Origin of the sequence: Lysobacter sp. M2-1 (assembly GCF_022662495.1) — a bacterium.
Classification (GTDB): domain Bacteria; phylum Pseudomonadota; class Gammaproteobacteria; order Xanthomonadales; family Xanthomonadaceae; genus JAKPBU01.
Map to the genome: position 1 here is coordinate 530,648 of NZ_JAKPBU010000001.1, position 16,860 is coordinate 547,507.

Annotated in this window: 16 protein-coding genes; 6 read left to right on the top strand and 10 right to left on the bottom strand. The window is 67.4% G+C overall.

Annotated elements, in window-relative coordinates:
• Window positions 1-27: 27 nt before the first annotated feature.
• The 4 genes from MC375_RS02335 (at window position 28) to MC375_RS02350 (ending at window position 5,391) form a co-directional block, all read left to right on the top strand.
• The gene (locus MC375_RS02335) at window positions 28-1,338 is read left to right on the top strand and encodes an ABC transporter permease (RefSeq protein WP_242101666.1); all 1,311 of its coding nucleotides are present in this window, start codon (window positions 28-30) and stop codon (window positions 1,336-1,338) included.
• A gap of 82 nt (window positions 1,339-1,420) precedes the next feature.
• Complete coding sequence (locus MC375_RS02340; protein ID WP_242101667.1) at window positions 1,421-2,644, top strand: FtsX-like permease family protein; 1,224 nt, start codon at window positions 1,421-1,423, stop codon at window positions 2,642-2,644.
• Window positions 2,645-2,730: 86 nt separating this feature from the next.
• Window positions 2,731-4,065 (top strand): sigma-54 dependent transcriptional regulator, encoded by a 1,335-nt coding sequence (locus MC375_RS02345; protein WP_242101668.1) that lies wholly within the window; start codon window positions 2,731-2,733, stop codon window positions 4,063-4,065.
• Between the two features lie 12 nt (window positions 4,066-4,077).
• Window positions 4,078-5,391, top strand: a complete 1,314-nt coding sequence (locus MC375_RS02350; protein WP_242101669.1) for an ATP-binding protein — start codon at window positions 4,078-4,080, stop codon at window positions 5,389-5,391.
• A 75-nt stretch (window positions 5,392-5,466) separates the two neighbouring features.
• Here the strand turns inward: MC375_RS02350 and glmU are convergent, their stop codons facing one another.
• Window positions 5,467-6,831 (bottom strand): bifunctional UDP-N-acetylglucosamine diphosphorylase/glucosamine-1-phosphate N-acetyltransferase GlmU, encoded by a 1,365-nt coding sequence (gene glmU, locus MC375_RS02355; protein ID WP_242101670.1) that lies wholly within the window; start codon window positions 6,829-6,831, stop codon window positions 5,467-5,469.
• Window positions 6,832-6,892: 61 nt separating this feature from the next.
• Here glmU and MC375_RS02360 point away from each other — a divergent pair, with 61 nt between their 5' ends.
• Both MC375_RS02360 and MC375_RS02365 read left to right on the top strand, forming a co-directional pair.
• A complete protein-coding gene (locus MC375_RS02360) occupies window positions 6,893-8,923 on the top strand; it encodes a hypothetical protein (protein WP_242101671.1) in 2,031 nt (676 codons plus the stop codon).
• Complete coding sequence (locus MC375_RS02365; RefSeq protein ID WP_242101672.1) at window positions 8,920-9,309, top strand: GtrA family protein; 390 nt, start codon at window positions 8,920-8,922, stop codon at window positions 9,307-9,309. The genes MC375_RS02360 and MC375_RS02365 overlap by 4 nt, the downstream gene beginning before the upstream one ends.
• A 198-nt stretch (window positions 9,310-9,507) precedes the next feature.
• Here the strand turns inward: MC375_RS02365 and MC375_RS02370 are convergent, their stop codons facing one another.
• The 9 genes from MC375_RS02370 to MC375_RS02410 form a co-directional block, all read right to left on the bottom strand.
• Window positions 9,508-9,933 carry a F0F1 ATP synthase subunit epsilon gene (locus MC375_RS02370; RefSeq protein WP_242101673.1) on the bottom strand — a complete coding sequence of 142 codons (426 nt, stop codon included), beginning with the start codon at window positions 9,931-9,933 and terminating at the stop codon, window positions 9,508-9,510.
• A gap of 116 nt (window positions 9,934-10,049) precedes the next feature.
• Window positions 10,050-11,480: a F0F1 ATP synthase subunit beta gene (gene atpD / locus MC375_RS02375; protein ID WP_242101674.1), complete on the bottom strand. Its 1,431-nt coding sequence runs from the start codon at window positions 11,478-11,480 to the stop codon at window positions 10,050-10,052.
• A gap of 101 nt (window positions 11,481-11,581) precedes the next feature.
• Window positions 11,582-12,445 (bottom strand): F0F1 ATP synthase subunit gamma, encoded by an 864-nt coding sequence (atpG, locus tag MC375_RS02380; RefSeq protein WP_242101675.1) that lies wholly within the window; start codon window positions 12,443-12,445, stop codon window positions 11,582-11,584.
• A gap of 82 nt (window positions 12,446-12,527) precedes the next feature.
• Complete coding sequence (gene atpA, locus MC375_RS02385) at window positions 12,528-14,078, bottom strand: F0F1 ATP synthase subunit alpha (RefSeq protein WP_242101676.1); 1,551 nt, start codon at window positions 14,076-14,078, stop codon at window positions 12,528-12,530.
• 81 nt (window positions 14,079-14,159) lie between these two features.
• Window positions 14,160-14,687, bottom strand: coding sequence for a F0F1 ATP synthase subunit delta (locus MC375_RS02390; protein ID WP_242101677.1), 528 nt, complete (start codon window positions 14,685-14,687; stop codon window positions 14,160-14,162).
• A gap of 3 nt (window positions 14,688-14,690) precedes the next feature.
• The gene (locus tag MC375_RS02395) at window positions 14,691-15,161 is read right to left on the bottom strand and encodes a F0F1 ATP synthase subunit B (protein WP_242101678.1); all 471 of its coding nucleotides are present in this window, start codon (window positions 15,159-15,161) and stop codon (window positions 14,691-14,693) included.
• Between the two features lie 97 nt (window positions 15,162-15,258).
• Window positions 15,259-15,537, bottom strand: coding sequence for a F0F1 ATP synthase subunit C (gene atpE / locus MC375_RS02400; protein WP_242101679.1), 279 nt, complete (start codon window positions 15,535-15,537; stop codon window positions 15,259-15,261).
• Window positions 15,538-15,624: 87 nt separating this feature from the next.
• Window positions 15,625-16,464, bottom strand: a complete 840-nt coding sequence (gene atpB, locus MC375_RS02405) for a F0F1 ATP synthase subunit A (RefSeq protein ID WP_242101680.1) — start codon at window positions 16,462-16,464, stop codon at window positions 15,625-15,627.
• Window positions 16,465-16,474: 10 nt separating this feature from the next.
• Window positions 16,475-16,843, bottom strand: a complete 369-nt coding sequence (locus tag MC375_RS02410; protein WP_242101681.1) for an ATP synthase subunit I — start codon at window positions 16,841-16,843, stop codon at window positions 16,475-16,477.
• Window positions 16,844-16,860: the final 17 nt, after the last annotated feature.

Here is a 16,860-nt window from a genome sequence, read left to right on the forward strand (position 1 = left end):
ACGGCCCACGCGCCCACGGAGCCCGCCATGTTCGGCTACTACCTCAACCTCGCCATGCGCAGCTTCCGGCGCAACAAGGTCCTCACTGCATTGATGGTGCTGGCGATCGCGCTGGGCATCGGCGCGGCGATGACCACGCTCACCGTGTTCTACGTGCTGGCGGGCGATCCCATCCCGCAGAAGAGCGACAAGCTGTTCTACCCGCGCATGGATCCGCGCTCGATGAACGGCTTCACCCCCGGCGACGATCCGGAAGAACAGATGACGCGTTTCGATGCCGAAACGCTGCTGCGCGACAAGCGCGGCGATCGCCAGGCGATGATGACCGGCGGCGGTCTGGCGGTGGAAGCGCAGGACGGCAAGCTTGATCCGTTCTCGGTCGATGCCCGCTACACCTCGTCCGACTTCTTCCCCATGTTCGATGCGCCCTTCCGCTTCGGCTCCGGCTGGAGCGCGGCCGATGACGAGGGACGCGCGCGGGTCGCCGTCATCTCGCGCGCGCTCAACGACAAGCTGTTCGCGGGCGGCAACAGCGTGGGCAAGACCTTGCTGGCGAACAGGGTGCAGTTCCGCATCGTCGGTGTGCTCGACGAATGGCGGCCGACGCCCAAGTTCTACGATCTCACCAACGACCGCTTCACCGAAGTCGAGCAGGTGTTCGTGCCGTTCCAGACCTCGCGCGCACTGGACCTGGGCAGCCAGGGCAACATGAGCTGCTGGGGCGACAGCGGCTCCGACGAGGAAGGCTCGCAGGGCCTCAATGCGCCCTGCACCTGGCTCCAGTACTGGGTGGAGCTCGGCAGCCCGGAAAAGGTCGCGGCCTATCGCCAGTACCTGGAGAACTATTCCAACCAGCAACGCGCGGCCGGACGTTTCGAGCGGCCCACCAACATCCGGCTGCACAGCGTCATGGAATGGCTGGACGAGCGCGAAGCGGTGCCCGGCGACGTGCGCCTGCAGATGTGGCTGGCCTTCGGTTTCCTGCTGGTCTGCCTGGTGAACACGGTCGGCCTGCTGCTGGCCAAGTTCCTGCGGCGTTCGTCCGAGATCGGCGTGCGCAGGGCATTGGGTGCATCGCGGCGCGCGATCTTCGCCCAGTGCCTGATCGAATCGGGCGCCGTGGGTCTGGCCGGTGGCATCGCCGGCCTGGGCCTGGCCCTGCTCGGCCTGTGGGCTGTCCGTCAACAACCGGCCGACTACGCCGAACTCGCGCACCTGGATGTGCCGATGCTGCTGACCACGTTGGCGCTGGCGCTGGTCAGCAGCGTACTGGCGGGCCTGCTGCCCGCATGGCGCGCCATGCAGGTAACGCCGGCCATCCAGCTCAAAACGCAGTAGGTCGGGGCTACGCCCCCCGACGCCCAGCAATTCGGAACTTTCGCACCGCCTGGGATATAGGCCCCACCCACAGGACACGCCCATGGACATCCGCCCCATCCTTTCCACGTTGAGCCGCCACAAGACCGCGGCTTCGCTGATCGTGCTGGAGATCGCGCTGTCGTGCGCGATCATCTGCAACGCGGTCTTCCTGATCAGCCAGCGCCTGGAGCGCATGCAGCGCCCCACCGGCATGGCCGACAGCGAACTGGTGCGCATCAACGTCGCCGGCATCGGCGAGGACGAGAACGCCGGCGCGCTGGTCAAGCAGGACATCGCCGCGTTGCGCAACCTGCCCGGCGTCGAGGCGGCGACCAGCCTGAACCACGTACCCTTCGACAATTCGTCGTGGAACAGCTCGATCAGCCTGCAGCCCGAGCAGCCCATGCCGAACCTCAACAGCGCGGTCTACCTGGGCGAGAACCTGGTGCACACGCTCGGGCTTCGGATCGTCGAAGGCCGCGACTTCAAGCCCGACGAGTATGCGGACTGGGAGGCGCTCAACGAGCCCGATTCCAAGCTGACCGTACCGGCCGCCATCCTGACCCGCGAAGTGGCCGAGAAACTTTTCCCCGGCGAGAGCGCGATCGGCAAGAACATCTACAGCTGGAACTCCAACGACGCGCCGCACCGCGTGGTCGGCGTGGTCGAACGGCTGATCCGCCCCAACGACAACGGCGGACCGGCCGAGAGCGGATATTCGATGCTGCTGCCGGTGCACAACGTCACCATGGGCCGCTTCGCGCTGCGCACCGAACCCGGGCGTCGTGCCGAGGTGCAGAAGGCCGCGGTCGCGGCACTGGAGCGCAACAGCGCGCGCCGCATCATCCTGCGCGAGGGACCCTTCACCGAGGTCATCGAGACCTATTACCGGCAGGATCGCTCGATGGCCTGGCTGCTGGTGGCGGTGTGCATCGCGCTCCTGGTCGTGACCGCGCTCGGCATCGTCGGCCTGGCCAGCTTCTGGGTGCAGCAGCGCACCAAGCAGATCGGCGTGCGCCGTGCGCTGGGGGCCACCCGCGCCCAGATCCTGCGCTACTTCCAGACCGAGAACTTCCTGCTGGCCACGCTCGGCATCGTGCTGGGCATGCTGCTGGCATATGCCATCAATCAGCTGCTGATGGGCAAGTACGAACTACCGCGCCTGCCGCTGCTGTACCTGCCCGTGGGCGCGGTGGCGCTGTGGCTGCTGGGGCAGATCGCGGTGTACTGGCCCGCGCGACGCGCGGCGTCGGTGCCACCAGCGCTGGCTACCCGCAGCGTTTAACCTGTGCGCGCCGGGGCTGCGCCCCCGGCGCGGCGCGCACATGTTCCTTCGAGCCGCCGGGCGCGTAGGCCCGGCCGACGGTAGCCATGCCCACCATCCTGATCATCGACGACAACCCCGCGGTCGCCACCGCACTGGAAACGCTGTTCTCGCTGCACGATTTCGACACCGCCAGCGCGCAGTCGCCCGAGGAGGGATTGGCGCGACTGCGGCGCGGCGACATCGACCTGGTGATCCAGGACATGAACTTCCATGCCGATACCACCTCCGGTGACGAGGGCGTGGCGCTGTTCCACGAGATCCGTGGCGAGCACCCCGACCTGCCGGTCATCCTGCTCACGGCGTGGACCCATCTGGAAGCGGCGGTCGACCTGGTGCGCGCCGGCGCCGCCGACTATCTGTCCAAGCCATGGGACGACCGCAAGCTGCTGGCCACGGTCAACAACCTGCTCGAACTGGGCGAGTCGCGCCGCACCCTGATGGCCGAGCGGGCCGGAGAGCGCCAGCGCCGCGATGCGCTGCTGCGCGACTACGACCTGCGCGGAATCGTGTATGCCGACCCGGGCAGCGAAGCGGCGCTGATGCTCGCCTGCCAGGTGGCACGCTCGGACCTGCCGGTCCTGATCACCGGCGCCAATGGCACCGGCAAGGAACGTTATGCCGAGATCATCCACGCCAATTCCGCGGTGCGGAACGGGCCGTTCGTGCCGCTCAACTGCGGCGCACTGCCGGCAGACCTGATCGAAGCCGAACTGTTCGGCGCCGAGGCCGGCGCCTACACCGGAGCCAACAAGCCGCGCGAAGGCAAGTTCGAAGCCGCCGACGGCGGCACCTTGTTCCTGGACGAGATCGGCACCCTGCCGGCCGCCGGCCAGGTCAAGCTACTCAGAGTGCTGGAAACCGGCCGGTTCCAGCGCCTGGGCAGCAATCGCGAGCGCACGGTCAAGGTCCGCGTGGTCAGCGCCACCAATGCCGACCTGGCGGCCATGATCGCGCAGGGCACGTTCCGGGAGGATCTGTACTACCGGCTCAATGCGATCGAACTGCGGTTGCTGCCGCTGGCGCGGCGGCCACGCGACATACTGCCGCTGGCGCGCCATTTCCTGCCGGCGGACAAACATCTGCACGAGGGCGCCGAACGCGCGCTGTTGCGCCACGCGTGGCCCGGCAACGTGCGCGAGCTGCGCAATGTCGTGCAGCGCGCGGCGCTGCTGGCCCAGGGCGACACGATCCGCGAGCAGGATCTGCATCTTCCGGTCGCCGCGGCCGCGCCGGTGTCCGGCGACGAGCCGGACCGCGCCACGATCGAGGACGCGCTGGCGCGCAACGGCGGCGTGCTTGCCCAAGCGGCCGCCGACCTGGGCCTGTCGCGGCAGGCGCTGTACCGGCGGCTCGAGCGGCTCGGCATCGGCCGCGGCTAGGGCTGACCGCGCATGCGCTGGCGTACACGACTCCCATTGGGTCTGCTCTACGCGCTGATTGCCGCGGCTTACATGCTGGCGGCGGCGACGCTGACGCTGGTCTTGCAGCGCTGGCTGGTGCCGTGGGCGGCCGTGGTCCTTGCTGCGGGCGTCCTGTTGCCGCTGTTGACCTGGCACGTGCATCGCGCGTTTGCGCCGATGCGTTCGCTGTTCCGCGCGCTCGCCGGCAGCGTGGCCAGCTATCGCGACGGTGACTACAGCTTCGGCCTGTCCTGGAACGGCCACGGCGATCTGCGCGAACTGGTCGACGCGCATCGCGCGCTGGGCGATGCTCTGCGCGAGCAGCGCCTGTCGCTGGTCCAGCGCGAACTGCTGCTCGACACCATGGTCCAGAACACGCCGGTGTCGATGGTGCTGGTGGATCCGTCGCGGCGCGTCGTGCATGCCAACCTGGCTGCGCGCCGGCTGCTGGGCGAAGGTCGCAAGCTGGAAGGCCAGGACTTCGACGTCCTGCTGGAACGGACCGACCCAGCGGTGCGCGAGGCCTTCGCACGCGGTGGCGACGGCATGTTCACCGTTGGCGAGGGCGAGGAAGAAGACATCTACCACCTCTCGCGTCGCAGTTTCCGCCTCAACGGGCGCCGCCACGAGCTGGTGATGCTGCGCCAGCTCACCGCGGAGCTGCGGCGCCAGGAAGTGCAGACCTGGAAGAAGGTGATCCGGGTGATCAGCCACGAACTCAACAATTCGCTCGCGCCGATCGCCTCGCTGGCGCATTCGGGCGCGGAGCTGCTGCGACGCGGCCAGCTCGAACGGCTGCCGACTGCGCTGCAGACCATCGAAGAGCGCGCACGCCACCTGGAAGGCTTCATCCGCGAATACGCGCGCTTCGCCAAACTGCCGGCACCACGTACCGAACCGGTGGAATGGGGGCGCTTCGTCGACCAGCTACGCGACCAGGTCGAATTCGCCCACGACCTGTCGCCGGCCGATGGCGTCGCGCGCTTCGACGCCGCGCAGATGGAGCAAGCTCTGCTCAACCTGGTACGGAATGCGCACGAATCCGGCTCGCGCCCGCAAGACGTGCGCCTGCACGTGCGCCGTGCCGCCGACGCATGGCGGATCGACGTACTTGACCGCGGCAGCGGCATGAACGAGGCGGTGCTGGCGAATGCGCTGCTGCCGTTCTATTCGACCAAGCGCAACGGCACCGGTCTAGGCCTGGCGCTGGCCCGCGAGATCGCCGAGGCGCACGGCGGCCGCATTGCCCTGCTCAATCGCGAAGGTGGAGGCCTGTGCGTGAGCATGGTGTTGCCGGACGTGTAGATCGGCCGTATGCGGCCGACATCGCGGACATTCGGGAAAGTCGTGGAGGACATACGTCGGTGACGTAGCCCCGACCTACTTCTTCTTCGGCCGGTTCCAGCCTTCGATCGCGGTCTGTCGCGCGCGCGCCACCGAGAGCCGGTCTGCGGGCGCGTCGTGGGTGATGGTGGAGCCTGCGCCGATGGTCGCATTCCTGCCGATGGTGACCGGCGCGACCAGTGCGGCATTGGAGCCGATGAACGCGCCGTCTTCGATGGTCGTGCCGAACTTGTTCACGCCGTCGTAGTTGCAGGTGATGGTGCCGGCCCCGATGTTGACGCCCGCACCGACCACCGCGTCGCCGAGGTAGGTCAGGTGGTTCGCCTTGCTGCCCACGCCGAGCCGGGCATTCTTGGTTTCGACGAAGTTGCCCACGTGCACGCCGTCGGCGAGCACCGTCCCCGGGCGCAGGCGCGCATACGGGCCGATCTGCACCGCACCTTCGGTGCGCGCGCCGTCCAGGTCGCAGTGCGCCCGCACTTGCGTACCGGCTGCCAGATGCACGTCCTTGAGCCGGGTGAACGGACCGATCCGGACGCCGTCGCCAAGCACGACCTCGCCTTCCAGGATCACATCGATGTCGAATTCCACGTCCCGGCCGACGCTGACCCGGCCGCGCACATCCGCGCGAGTCACGTCCGCGAAGCGCGCGCCTGCTACGCACAACGCGCGCACGGCACGGCGCTGGAAGGCGCGCTCGAGTTGTGCCAGCTGCCAGGGGTCGTTGGCGCCCTCGGTTTCGATCGGATCGGCCACCAGCACCATTTCGGCGGCGCTGTACTCGTCTGCCGCCTGCGAAAAGATATCGGTCAGGTAGTACTCGCCCTGCGCGTTGTCGTTGGAGAGCGCGGCCAGCCAGCCCTTCAGCGCGGTCGACTCGGCGGCGATGATGCCTGTGTTCACGGTGCGGATGCGCCGCTGCTCGTCGTCGGCATCCTTGTGTTCGACGATCGCGGCCACCCGGCCTTCGGCATCGCGGATGATGCGGCCGTAGCCGGCGGGGTCGGCGAGTTCGGCGACCAGCACCGAAAGCCGGGAGCCCGACGCCAGCAGCCGCTGCAGGCTGTCGGCCGTGATCAGCGGGACATCCCCGTACAGCACCAGCACCTGCGCGCCATCGGGCACCTGCGGCATCGCCTGCTGCAGCGCATGGCCGGTGCCGAGCTGCTGCGCCTGCTCGACCCAATGCAGGTCTTGCTGTTCGGCGAATGCGGCTTGCACCGCGTCGCCGCCGTGGCCATGGACCACATGAATGCCGTCGGGTGCGAGCGCGCGCGCGGCCTCGATGACATGTGCCAGCATCGGCCGTCCCGCGATCTTCTGCAGCACCTTGGGCTGGGTCGAGTTCATGCGTTTGCCCTCGCCGGCGGCGAGGATCACGACGTGCAGGGGGGCGGGCATGGTCGTCCGGCTCGTGGAAAGCGCCAATTCTACGGTTGACGGCCTTGTTAGCATGTCGCCGATGACGCGCGATGGCGACGCCACCCCTGCGATGGAACACGATCGCCCGCGCCGGCCACCCGCCTTCGCCATGGCATTGCTTTGGGCCGGGCCGGCGGCCTGTGTGGCGGGGCTGGGTATTTATCGCCTGTGGGAACACTGGCGCCCCGGACGCTTCGGCGAACTGCTGCTGATCGCGCTGGCGGTCGCCGGGCTTGCGTGGGGACTGCGACGCGTGACGCGCTGGTCCCAGGCAGGCTGCCAGGTGCTGGTGCTGGTGGCGGCCCTGGCCGTATTCGCGGGCCCACTGCCCCTGCTGGCGGCGGGCCTGCTGGGCTTGGCGGCTCTCGCGGTGGGAGGCCTGCTTGCCGGTCCAGTGGCGGCGCGCTGCGTCTACGGGCTGGCATTGCTCGCGGGCGTCGTGGGTTGGCTGTTGCCACTGCCGATCCACTCACGATGGAGCTATCTCGCCCTGTGCCTGGCGACCATCGCCTGGCGACGCCACGCCGTGCTCGATGCGTTGCGCGACGCGCGCATTGGCTGGCATGACACGATCGCCCCCGCGCCGCGCGCCGCCGCCTGGGGCGTGCTCGCGCTGGGTCTTGCGGCGACTGCAACCTGGCTGCCGACCCTGCAGGCGGACGATCTGGGCTATCACCTGCGCCTGCCCTGGGAACTGCAGCTGCGGGGGCGCTATGCGCCCGACCCCTGGCTGCATGTCTGGGCAGTGGCGCCATGGGCATCCGACGTGCAGCACGCGGTCGCGCAGTTGCTGGCGGATCGCGAAGCGCGGGGCGCACTCAACGCCCTGTGGATCGCGCTCACCGCGGCCGGCGTATGGCGGCTGTGCAGACTGGTCGGCGGCAACCAGCGGCAGGCGTGGATCGCCGTTGCCCTGTACGCCAGCCTGCCGCTGACCGCTGGCCTGGCCGGCGGCATGCAGACCGAAACCGCCGCGACTGCATTGCTCGTCTGGCTCGCCTGTCTTGTACTCGATCCCACCGGCGACCCGAAGGGACGTGCGCTCTTCGCCGGCGCCGTCATCGTGGGCGGCCTCTTCGGCCTGAAGCTCCTCGCCGGGATGCAAGGGCTGCTGTTGATCGTGTGGGCGGCCTGGCTGCGTCGTCCGTGGCCCGCCCCCGGAAAACTCGTGGCCGCATCCGCGCTGGCGCTGATCGTCGCCGGTTCAAGCTACGTGTACGCGGCGACAATTGCCGGCAACCCGTTTCTGCCGCTGTTCAACGCCTGGTTCCAGTCGCCCTACTTCGACGCGGCGAATTTCGACGACGCCCGCTGGCATGCGGGTTGGTCGCCGTGGCTGCCCTGGACGCTGACCTTTCGCAGCGCCGACTATCACGAGGGCTTCGCCGGCGCGGCCGGCTTTGCGCTCGTGGCCTGCGCCGGCGCCTGGCTGCTGGCCCTGTGGCACCGGCCCACGCGTGCGCTGGCCACGGCGAGCCTCGCGATGCTGGCGATCACATTGCTCCCGTTGCAGTATCTGCGCTATGCCTTTCCCCCGTTGGTCCTCGTGTTGCCGGCGCTGGTATCGGCAGCGACCCACTTCGCGCCACGTAGCGGAGCGCATCTGCTGGTCGCCATCTGCGTGCTGAACTTCGCCTTCCAGGCCAATGCCCAATGGATGCTGCGGACCGGTGCGCTGAAGCAGACCGTGTTGCATCCGGGCGATCCGTCGCCGTTGTATGCGCAGTACGCGCCCGCGCGTGAAGCGATCGCCGGGCTACGCGAACAGGGGCACCGCAACGTGCTGCTGATCGCTGACGACGCGCCGTGGATCGCCGAACTCGGCAGCCGCGGCCGGACGACCTCGTGGTACGCGCCCGCCTTGCAGCGCGCCGCGGCTGCCGCCGAACGCGACCCGAGCGGCACGGCGTGGAGGCGGCTGTGGCGCAAGGAAGGGATCAGTCATGTGCTCGTGCGCACGAGCACCATCACCGCTGCCCAGAAGGCGGCCCTGGCGGGCGCAGGCGCCAGGTCGCTGCCCAGCGTCGGAGACATCGCCACCTGGCAGCTTCCCGCGGACGCCACGCCATGACCCTGGCCCGCCACGCACGCCATTACACCCTCATAGGCGGTGTGCAATGGCTGGTCGACTGGGGCGTGATGGTGGGCCTGAGCCACCTGGGCATGGCGGTGGAGCCGGCCAACATCTTCGGGCGCATCGCCGGGGCGCTGCTGGGCTACTGGCTCAACGGCCGCTTCACCTTCGCCGGCGACGACACCGAGGTCGGTCGCACCCAGCTGCAGCGCTTCCTGATGATGTGGCTGTGCACCACCGCCGTGAGCACCTGGGCGATGGGCAGTATCGACGACTGGTTCGGGCTGAAATGGGCGTGGCTGGCCAAGCCGGGAGTGGAATTCCTGCTCGGCGTGATCGGCTTCGTGCTGTCGCGGCACTGGGTGTATCAGAAGAAGCCGTGATCGTTGATTCGTGAGCGGGGGAACGAGCTTGCTCGCGAATGCCGTACCTTCCTGCAGGCGGGCAAGCGCGATGGCATTCGCGGCTGAAGCCGCTGCCACGATCACCGACTGCGATACGTACAGAAACGCCGGCACTTGGCCGGCGTCCTGTCACCGCAAACGCAGAGCAGCGGGGCAAGCCCCGCCCTACTGTGGCGCTTAGTGCTTCAGGTTCTTGCGCAGACGTTCCAGCGCTTGAAGCTGCGCCGTCACCTCCGCCAGGCGCTGCTGCGCCTCGGCGACTTCCATCGCCTCGCCGCGGCCGGCGAGGATGCGCTCGGCCTCTTCCTTCGCCGTCCGCACCGAGGCCTCGTCGATGTCCTGCGCGCGCACCGCGGTGTCGGCCAGGATGGTCACCACCTGCGGCTGCACTTCCAGGATGCCGCCGGAAATGGCGAAGTCGAGCTGTTCGCCGTTTTCCTGCGTCACCACGACCTTACCCGGCTTCAGGCGCGTGATCAGCGGCGCGTGGCGCGGCGCGATGCCGAGCTCGCCGATTTCGCCGGTCGCCACCACCAGGGTGGCTTCACCGTGGAAGATCTCGGCTTCGGCGCTGACGATGTCGCAACGGATGGTGGATGCCATAAGTAAACGCCTTTGTACCTTTTCCCCCTCTCCTGGTTGCGGGAGAGGGCAGGAGTGCGAGTGCGGGCCGGTGCCCTCACCCTAGCCCTCTCCCGCAAGCAGGAGAGGGAACCGCATTACGCCTTCTCGGCGATCTTCTTGGCCTTCTCGACCGCTTCCTCGATGCCGCCGACCATGTAGAACGCCTGCTCGGGCAGGTGATCGTACTCGCCGTCGACGATGCCCTTGAAGCCGCGGATCGTGTCCTTCAGCGACACGTACTTGCCCGGCGAGCCGGTGAACACTTCGGCCACGTGGAACGGCTGCGAGAAGAAGCGCTCGATCTTGCGCGCGCGGGCCACGGCCAGCTTGTCCTCTTCCGACAGCTCGTCCATGCCCAGGATCGCGATGATGTCCTTGAGCTCCTTGTACTTCTGCAGCGTGGCCTGCACGCGGCGCGCCGTCTCGTAGTGCTCGTTGCCGATCACGTTGGGGTCGAGCTGGCGGCTGGTCGAGTCCAGCGGATCCACCGCCGGATAGATACCCAGCGCGGCGATGTTGCGCGACAGCACCACGGTCGCGTCCAGATGCGCGAAGGTGGTGGCCGGCGACGGGTCGGTCAGGTCGTCCGCGGGCACGTACACGGCCTGGATCGAGGTGATCGAACCGGTCTTGGTCGAGGTGATGCGCTCCTGCAGCACGCCCATTTCCTCGGCCAGCGTCGGCTGGTAGCCCACGGCCGACGGCATGCGGCCCAGCAGCGCCGAGACCTCGGTGCCGGCCAGGGTGTAGCGGTAGATGTTGTCGACGAAGAACAGCACGTCGCGGCCCTTGCCTTCGGCGTCTTTCTCGTCACGGAAGTATTCGGCCATGGTCAGGCCGGTCAGCGCGACGCGCAGGCGGTTGCCGGGCGGCTCGTTCATCTGGCCGTAGACCATCGCGACCTTCGACTCCTTCATGTCATCCAGCTTGATGACGCCTGCCTCGGCCATCTCGTGGTAGAAGTCGTTGCCCTCGCGCGTGCGCTCGCCCACGCCGGCAAACACGGACAGGCCGCTGTGTTCGGTGGCGATGTTGTTGATGAGCTCGAGCATGTTCACCGTCTTGCCCACGCCGGCGCCGCCGAACAGGCCCACCTTGCCGCCCTTGGCGAACGGACACATCAGGTCGATCACCTTGATGCCGGTTTCCAGCAGCTCGTTGGCGGCGGCCTGGTCCTCGTAGGACGGCGCGGGGCGATGAATTTCCCAGTGCTCGGTCGCCTCGACCGGGCCGGCTTCGTCGATCGGCTCGCCAAGCACGTTCATGATCCGGCCCAGCGTGCCCGTGCCGACCGGCACCGACACGGCCTTGCCGGTGTTCTCGGCGATGAGGTTGCGCTTCAGGCCGTCGGTGGAGCCAAGCGCGATCGTGCGCACGACGCCGTCGCCCAGCTGCTGCTGCACTTCCAGCGTGATCGCGGTGTTCTGCACCTTCAGCGCGTCGTAGACCCTCGGCACGCTCTCGCGCGGGAATTCGACGTCGACGACGGCGCCGATGATCTGGACGATCTTGCCCTGGTTGCTCATGTTCAACTTCCTCGAATTGCAATGCTTCTTTTGCAGGAGCGACGTGAGTCGCGATCTTCTGGCACGGGTTCGCGACTTACGTCGCTCCTACGGGAATGGGGTCAAACCGCCGCGGCCCCGCCGACGATTTCCGAAATTTCCTGGGTGATCGCCGCCTGCCGGGCCTTGTTGTAGACCAGGTTCAGCGTTTCGATCAGCTTGTTGGCGTTGTCGCTGGCCGCCTTCATCGCGACCATGCGCGCGGCGTGTTCGGAGGCCACGTTCTCCATCACCGCCTGGTAGACCAGCGATTCGACGTAGCGCGTCAGCACGTGCTCGAGCACGGTTTCCGCGTCGGGCTCGTAGATGTAATCCCATTCGTGCTGGGCGACCGCGCCGTCGGACGGCGGCAGCGGCAGCAGCTGGTCGAACGCCGCGCGCTGGGTCATGGTGTTGACGAAGTCGTTGTAGCAGAGGAAGACCTTGTCGACCGTGCCGCTGCTGTAGGCGTCGAGCATCACCTTGATCACGCCGACCAGCTGCTCGACGCGCGGGGTATCGCCCAGATGGCTCACCGAGGCCAGCATCTCGACCTTGATCCGGCGGAAGAACACCGAGGCCTTCTGCCCGATGGTGACGACGTCGACCTGCACGCCCTGTTCCTGGTGCTTGCGGATCTCGCCCAGCAGCCTGCGGAACAGGTTGTTGTTGAGGCCGCCGGCCAGGCCGCGGTCCGAAGACACGATGACGTAACCGACGCGCTTGATCTCCGCGCGCTCGACCAGGTAGGGATGCCGGAACTCGGAATTGGCCTGCGCCAGATGGCCGATCACCTGCTTCATGGCGCGCGCATACGGGCGCGAGGCCTTCATCCGCTCCTGCGCCTTGCGGATCTTGGAAGCCGAGACCATCTCGAGCGCGCGCGTCACCTTGCGGGTGTTCTGCACGCTCTTGATCTTGGTTTTGATTTCCCTGCCGCCTGCCATCTCGTTTTCCCGTTAGGGTGCGCCCTGGCGCACCGTCGCAAACCGCGATTCAACACCGGTGCGCCGGGGCGCACCCTGTTCATCACCAGCTACCCGTCGCCTTGAAGTCCTCGATGCCCTTCTTGAACGCGGCTTCGAAATCGTTGTTCCAGTCGCCGCTGGCGTCGATCGCCTTGAGCGTGTCGCCGGCGGTGTTGGCGAAGTGCGCATGCAGCGCTTCCTCGAATCCGCCGATCTTGGCGACCGGCACATCGTCCATGTAGCCGTTGTCGACCGCGTAGATGGCCAGCGCCTGCTGGGCCACCGACATCGGCGCGTACTGCTTCTGCTTCATCAGCTCGGTCACGCGCTGGCCGCGCTCGAGCTGCTTGCGGGTGGCGTCGTCCAGATCGGAGGCGAACTGGGCGAACGCGGCGAGTTCGCGATACTGGGCCAACGCGATGCGGATGCCGCCCGAGAGCTTCTTCATGATCTTGGTCTGGGCCGCGCCACCCACGCGCGACACCGAGATGCCGGCGTTCACCGCCGGACGGATGCCGGCGTTGAACAGGTCGGTCTCGAGGAAGATCTGGCCGTCGGTGATCGAGATCACGTTGGTCGGCACGAATGCGGACACGTCGCCGGCCTGGGTCTCGATGATCGGCAGCGCGGTCAGCGAGCCGGTCTTGCCCTTCACTTCGCCATTGGTGAACTTCTCCACATACGCTTCGGACACGCGCGCGGCGCGCTCGAGCAGGCGGCTGTGCAGGTAGAACACGTCGCCCGGGTAGGCTTCGCGGCCCGGCGGGCGGCGCAGCAGCAGCGAGATCTGGCGGTAGGCCACGGCCTGCTTGGACAGGTCGTCATAGATGATCAGCGCGTCTTCGCCGCGGTCGCGGAAGTACTCGCCCATAGTGCAGCCCGAGTACGCGGCGATGTACTGCATCGCGGCCGATTCCGAAGCCGACGCGGCCACGACCGTCGTGTAGGCCATCGCCCCGTGTTCTTCCAGCTTGCGCACGATGTTGGCGATGGTCGAGTTCTTCTGACCGATCGCCACGTAGATGCATTTGATGCCCGAATGCTTCTGGTTGATGATCGTGTCGATCGCCACCGCGGTCTTGCCGGTCTGGCGGTCGCCGATGATCAGCTCGCGCTGGCCGCGCCCGATCGGGATCATCGAGTCGATCGCCTTGTAGCCGGTCTGCACCGGCTGCGACACCGATTTGCGCCAGATCACGCCGGGCGCGATGGTTTCCACCGGCGCCGAGGTCCTGGCTTCGATCGGACCCTTGCCGTCGATCGGCTCGCCCAGCGCATTGACCACGCGGCCGAGCATTTCCGGGCCGGTCGGCACTTCCAGGATGCGGCCGGTGGTCTTGGCCACGTCGCCTTCGCGCAGGTGCTCGTAGTCGCCCAGCACCACCGCGCCCACCGAATCGCGCTCCAGATTCAGCGCAAGCGCGAAGGTCGCATTGGGCAGCTCGATCATCTCGCCCTGCATCGCGTCGGCCAGGCCGAAGATGCGCACGATGCCGTCAGACACCGAGGTTACGGTGCCCTCGTTGCGCGCCTCCGCGGACAGCTTGACCTTCTCGATGCGGGCCTTGATCAGCTCGCTGATTTCGGACGGGTTGAGCGTGGTGGTTGCCATTGCTTCGTTTCCTGTAGGGCGGGCCCTGGCCCGCCTTGGTGTTTTGCGTTCCGTTCGGCGGGCTCGAGCCCGCTTACGTGGTTACTGGTTCAATGCCGCCTGCAGCCGCTGCAGCTTGCCGCGCAGCGAACCGTCGATGACCATGTCGCCGGTGTCGATCAGCGCACCGCCGATCAGCGATTCGTCGATCGCGGTTTCGACGTGCACTTCGCGGCCGAAGCGCTTGCGTAGCGCCGCCGTGATCGTGTCGAGCTCGCCCGCGGGCAGCGTGGCCGCCGAGGTCACCCTGGCCCGTACGACCTTCTCGGCGTCGGCGCGCAGCTGCTCGTACAGCCCGGCGATTTCCGGCAGCAGCGTCATGCGGCGGTTCTCCGCCAGCAGGGCGAGGAAGTCGGCGAACGCCGGTTCTGTGCCATCGACCGAGAGCAGCGTGATCGCATCGCCAGCGGTGAGCCTGGGGTTGGCGAGCAGCGACGCGACCTGCGAGTCGGCGGCGATGCGCGCCGCGAATCCGAGCGCGTCGGACCACTGCGCGAACCTGCCGCCGTCCCGCGCGATCGCGAACGCGGCGCGGGCATAGGGACGGGCGAGGGTGAGGGCCTGGCTCACGCGTCAGATCTCCGCGGCCAGCTCGTCGAGCAATGCCTTGTGGGCGTTGGCATCGATTTCGCGGCGCAGCAGCTTTTCGGCACCGGTCACCGCCAGCGCGGACACCTGCCTGCGCAGATCTTCGCGGGCGCGATTGGCGGCTGCGTCGATTTCGCTCTGGGCCAGCGCCTTCTGCCGCGCGCCTTCGCTGATCGCCTCGGTCTTGGCCGCGTCGACGATCTGGTTGGCGCGCTGGTGGGCCTGCTCGATGATCTCGTTGGCCTTCGCACGCGCGGCCTTGAGCTCCTCGTTGACCTTGTCCTGCGCCTGGGCAAGGTTCTTCTGCGCATTGTCGGCGGCGGCGAGGCCTTCAGCGATCTTCTGCTGACGCTCCTCGATGGCCTTCATCAACGGCGGCCAGATGAACTTGACGGTGAACCAGATGAGGATCGCGAACGACAGCATCTGGCCCAGCAAGGTGATATTCGGATTCATGTCGTGCCCTGCGGATCGGTCTGCACCACGGCGCCATGCCGGGGTGCTGCTTGCCACGCGCGGAAGCGCGAGGCTTCCGTGCGTCGTGCCGGTTCGATCAACCGCCCGCGGCGCTGGTGACCGCGGCGGTCAGCGGATTGGCGAAGGCGAACATCATCGCCACGCCGACGCCGATCAGGAACGCCGCGTCGATCAGGCCGGCGAGCAGGAACATGCGGCCGGACAGCATCGGCGCGAGCTCGGGCTGGCGGGCGACGGACTCGAGGAACTTCGAACCCATGATGCCGATGCCGAGCGCAGCGCCCATGGCGCCGAGGCCGACGATGAGGCCGATGCCGAGGGCGGTGAAGGCCTGGACTTGGGCGATGAATTCCATTGTGGATCTCCGGGTTGACTTAAGGAAAAGTGGTGGTGGAAGCAGTTTCTTTAAAGCGGGGATGGATCGATGCGTTCGGCGGACGCGTTAATGGTGCTCGTGCGCCATCGCCAGGTAGACGACGGTCAGCACCATGAAGATGAAGGCCTGCAGCAGGATGATCAGAATGTGGAAGATCGCCCAGCCGGCATTGAGGAACACGCCAGGCACGAAGGTCACCCACGAAGCAAACAGGCCGGCGATCAGCATGAACACCAGCTCGCCCGCATACATGTTGCCGAACAACCGCATGCCCAGGCTCACCGGCTTGGACAGGTATTCGACGATGTTGAGGAACAGGTTGGGCAGCGCCAGCACGATCTTCGCGAACGCGCCCTCGGCGTGGAACGGTGCGGTGAACAGCTCCTTGGTGAAGCCCCAGCCGCCCTTGGCCTTGATTGAATAGAAGATGATCAGCAGGAACACCACGATCGACATGCCGAAGGTCGTGTTGATGTCGGCGGTGGGCACCACGCGCAGGTAGGTGTGATGGGCGGTCTCCTCGCCGGCGACGGCCTGGATCGCGGCCGCCGGCAGGTCGAGCGGCAGCAGATCCATCGCGTTCATGAAGACCACCCAGACGAAGATGGTCAGCGCCAGCGGCGCGATGAAGCGGCGATCTCCGTGGAACGCGTCCTTGACCTGCGAATCGACGAATTCCACCACCAGTTCGACGAAGGCCTGGGCCTTGGAGGGGACGCCGGAAGTCGCCTTGCGCGCCTGCGACCAGAGCAGCAGGCATCCGAGCAGGCCCACGGCCAGCGCGACCATCCAGCTGTCGACATGGAAGGTATTGCCCGCGACCTGCGCCGTGTTGTGGGTCAGGTGATGGACGATGTACTCGGTCAGCCCGCCGCCCGATCCGCTACCGCTGGGTTCAGCACTCACGCACGCATCCTCAGTTCTTTGATCTGACGGCGAACAACCACGCCACCGTTGCCGCCACCGCGCCCGCCAGCACCGCCGGCGCAGGCAACTTCCAGGTCGCAATGGCCAGGTACAGGCCCATGCCGACCGCGATCCACTTCAGCGCGGTTCCCAGCAGCAGCCGCCCCAACAGCACGCCGCCACCGGCCACGCTCCCCCCGAATGCACCCCAGGCTGCCAGTCCGCTGCCCAACGTCATCGCCAGGCCGCCCGCAAGCGCGCCAAGCCCCGCCGCCCTTCCCCAGATCAGGCAGGTCAGCGCGGTCGCGAGCGTGGCAACGGTCTGCGCGACCGCCACCCGCTGCGCCAGCCGCCGACCCGCGGCGATGGAGTTGAGCACGCGCGTGTGTCCGGGAG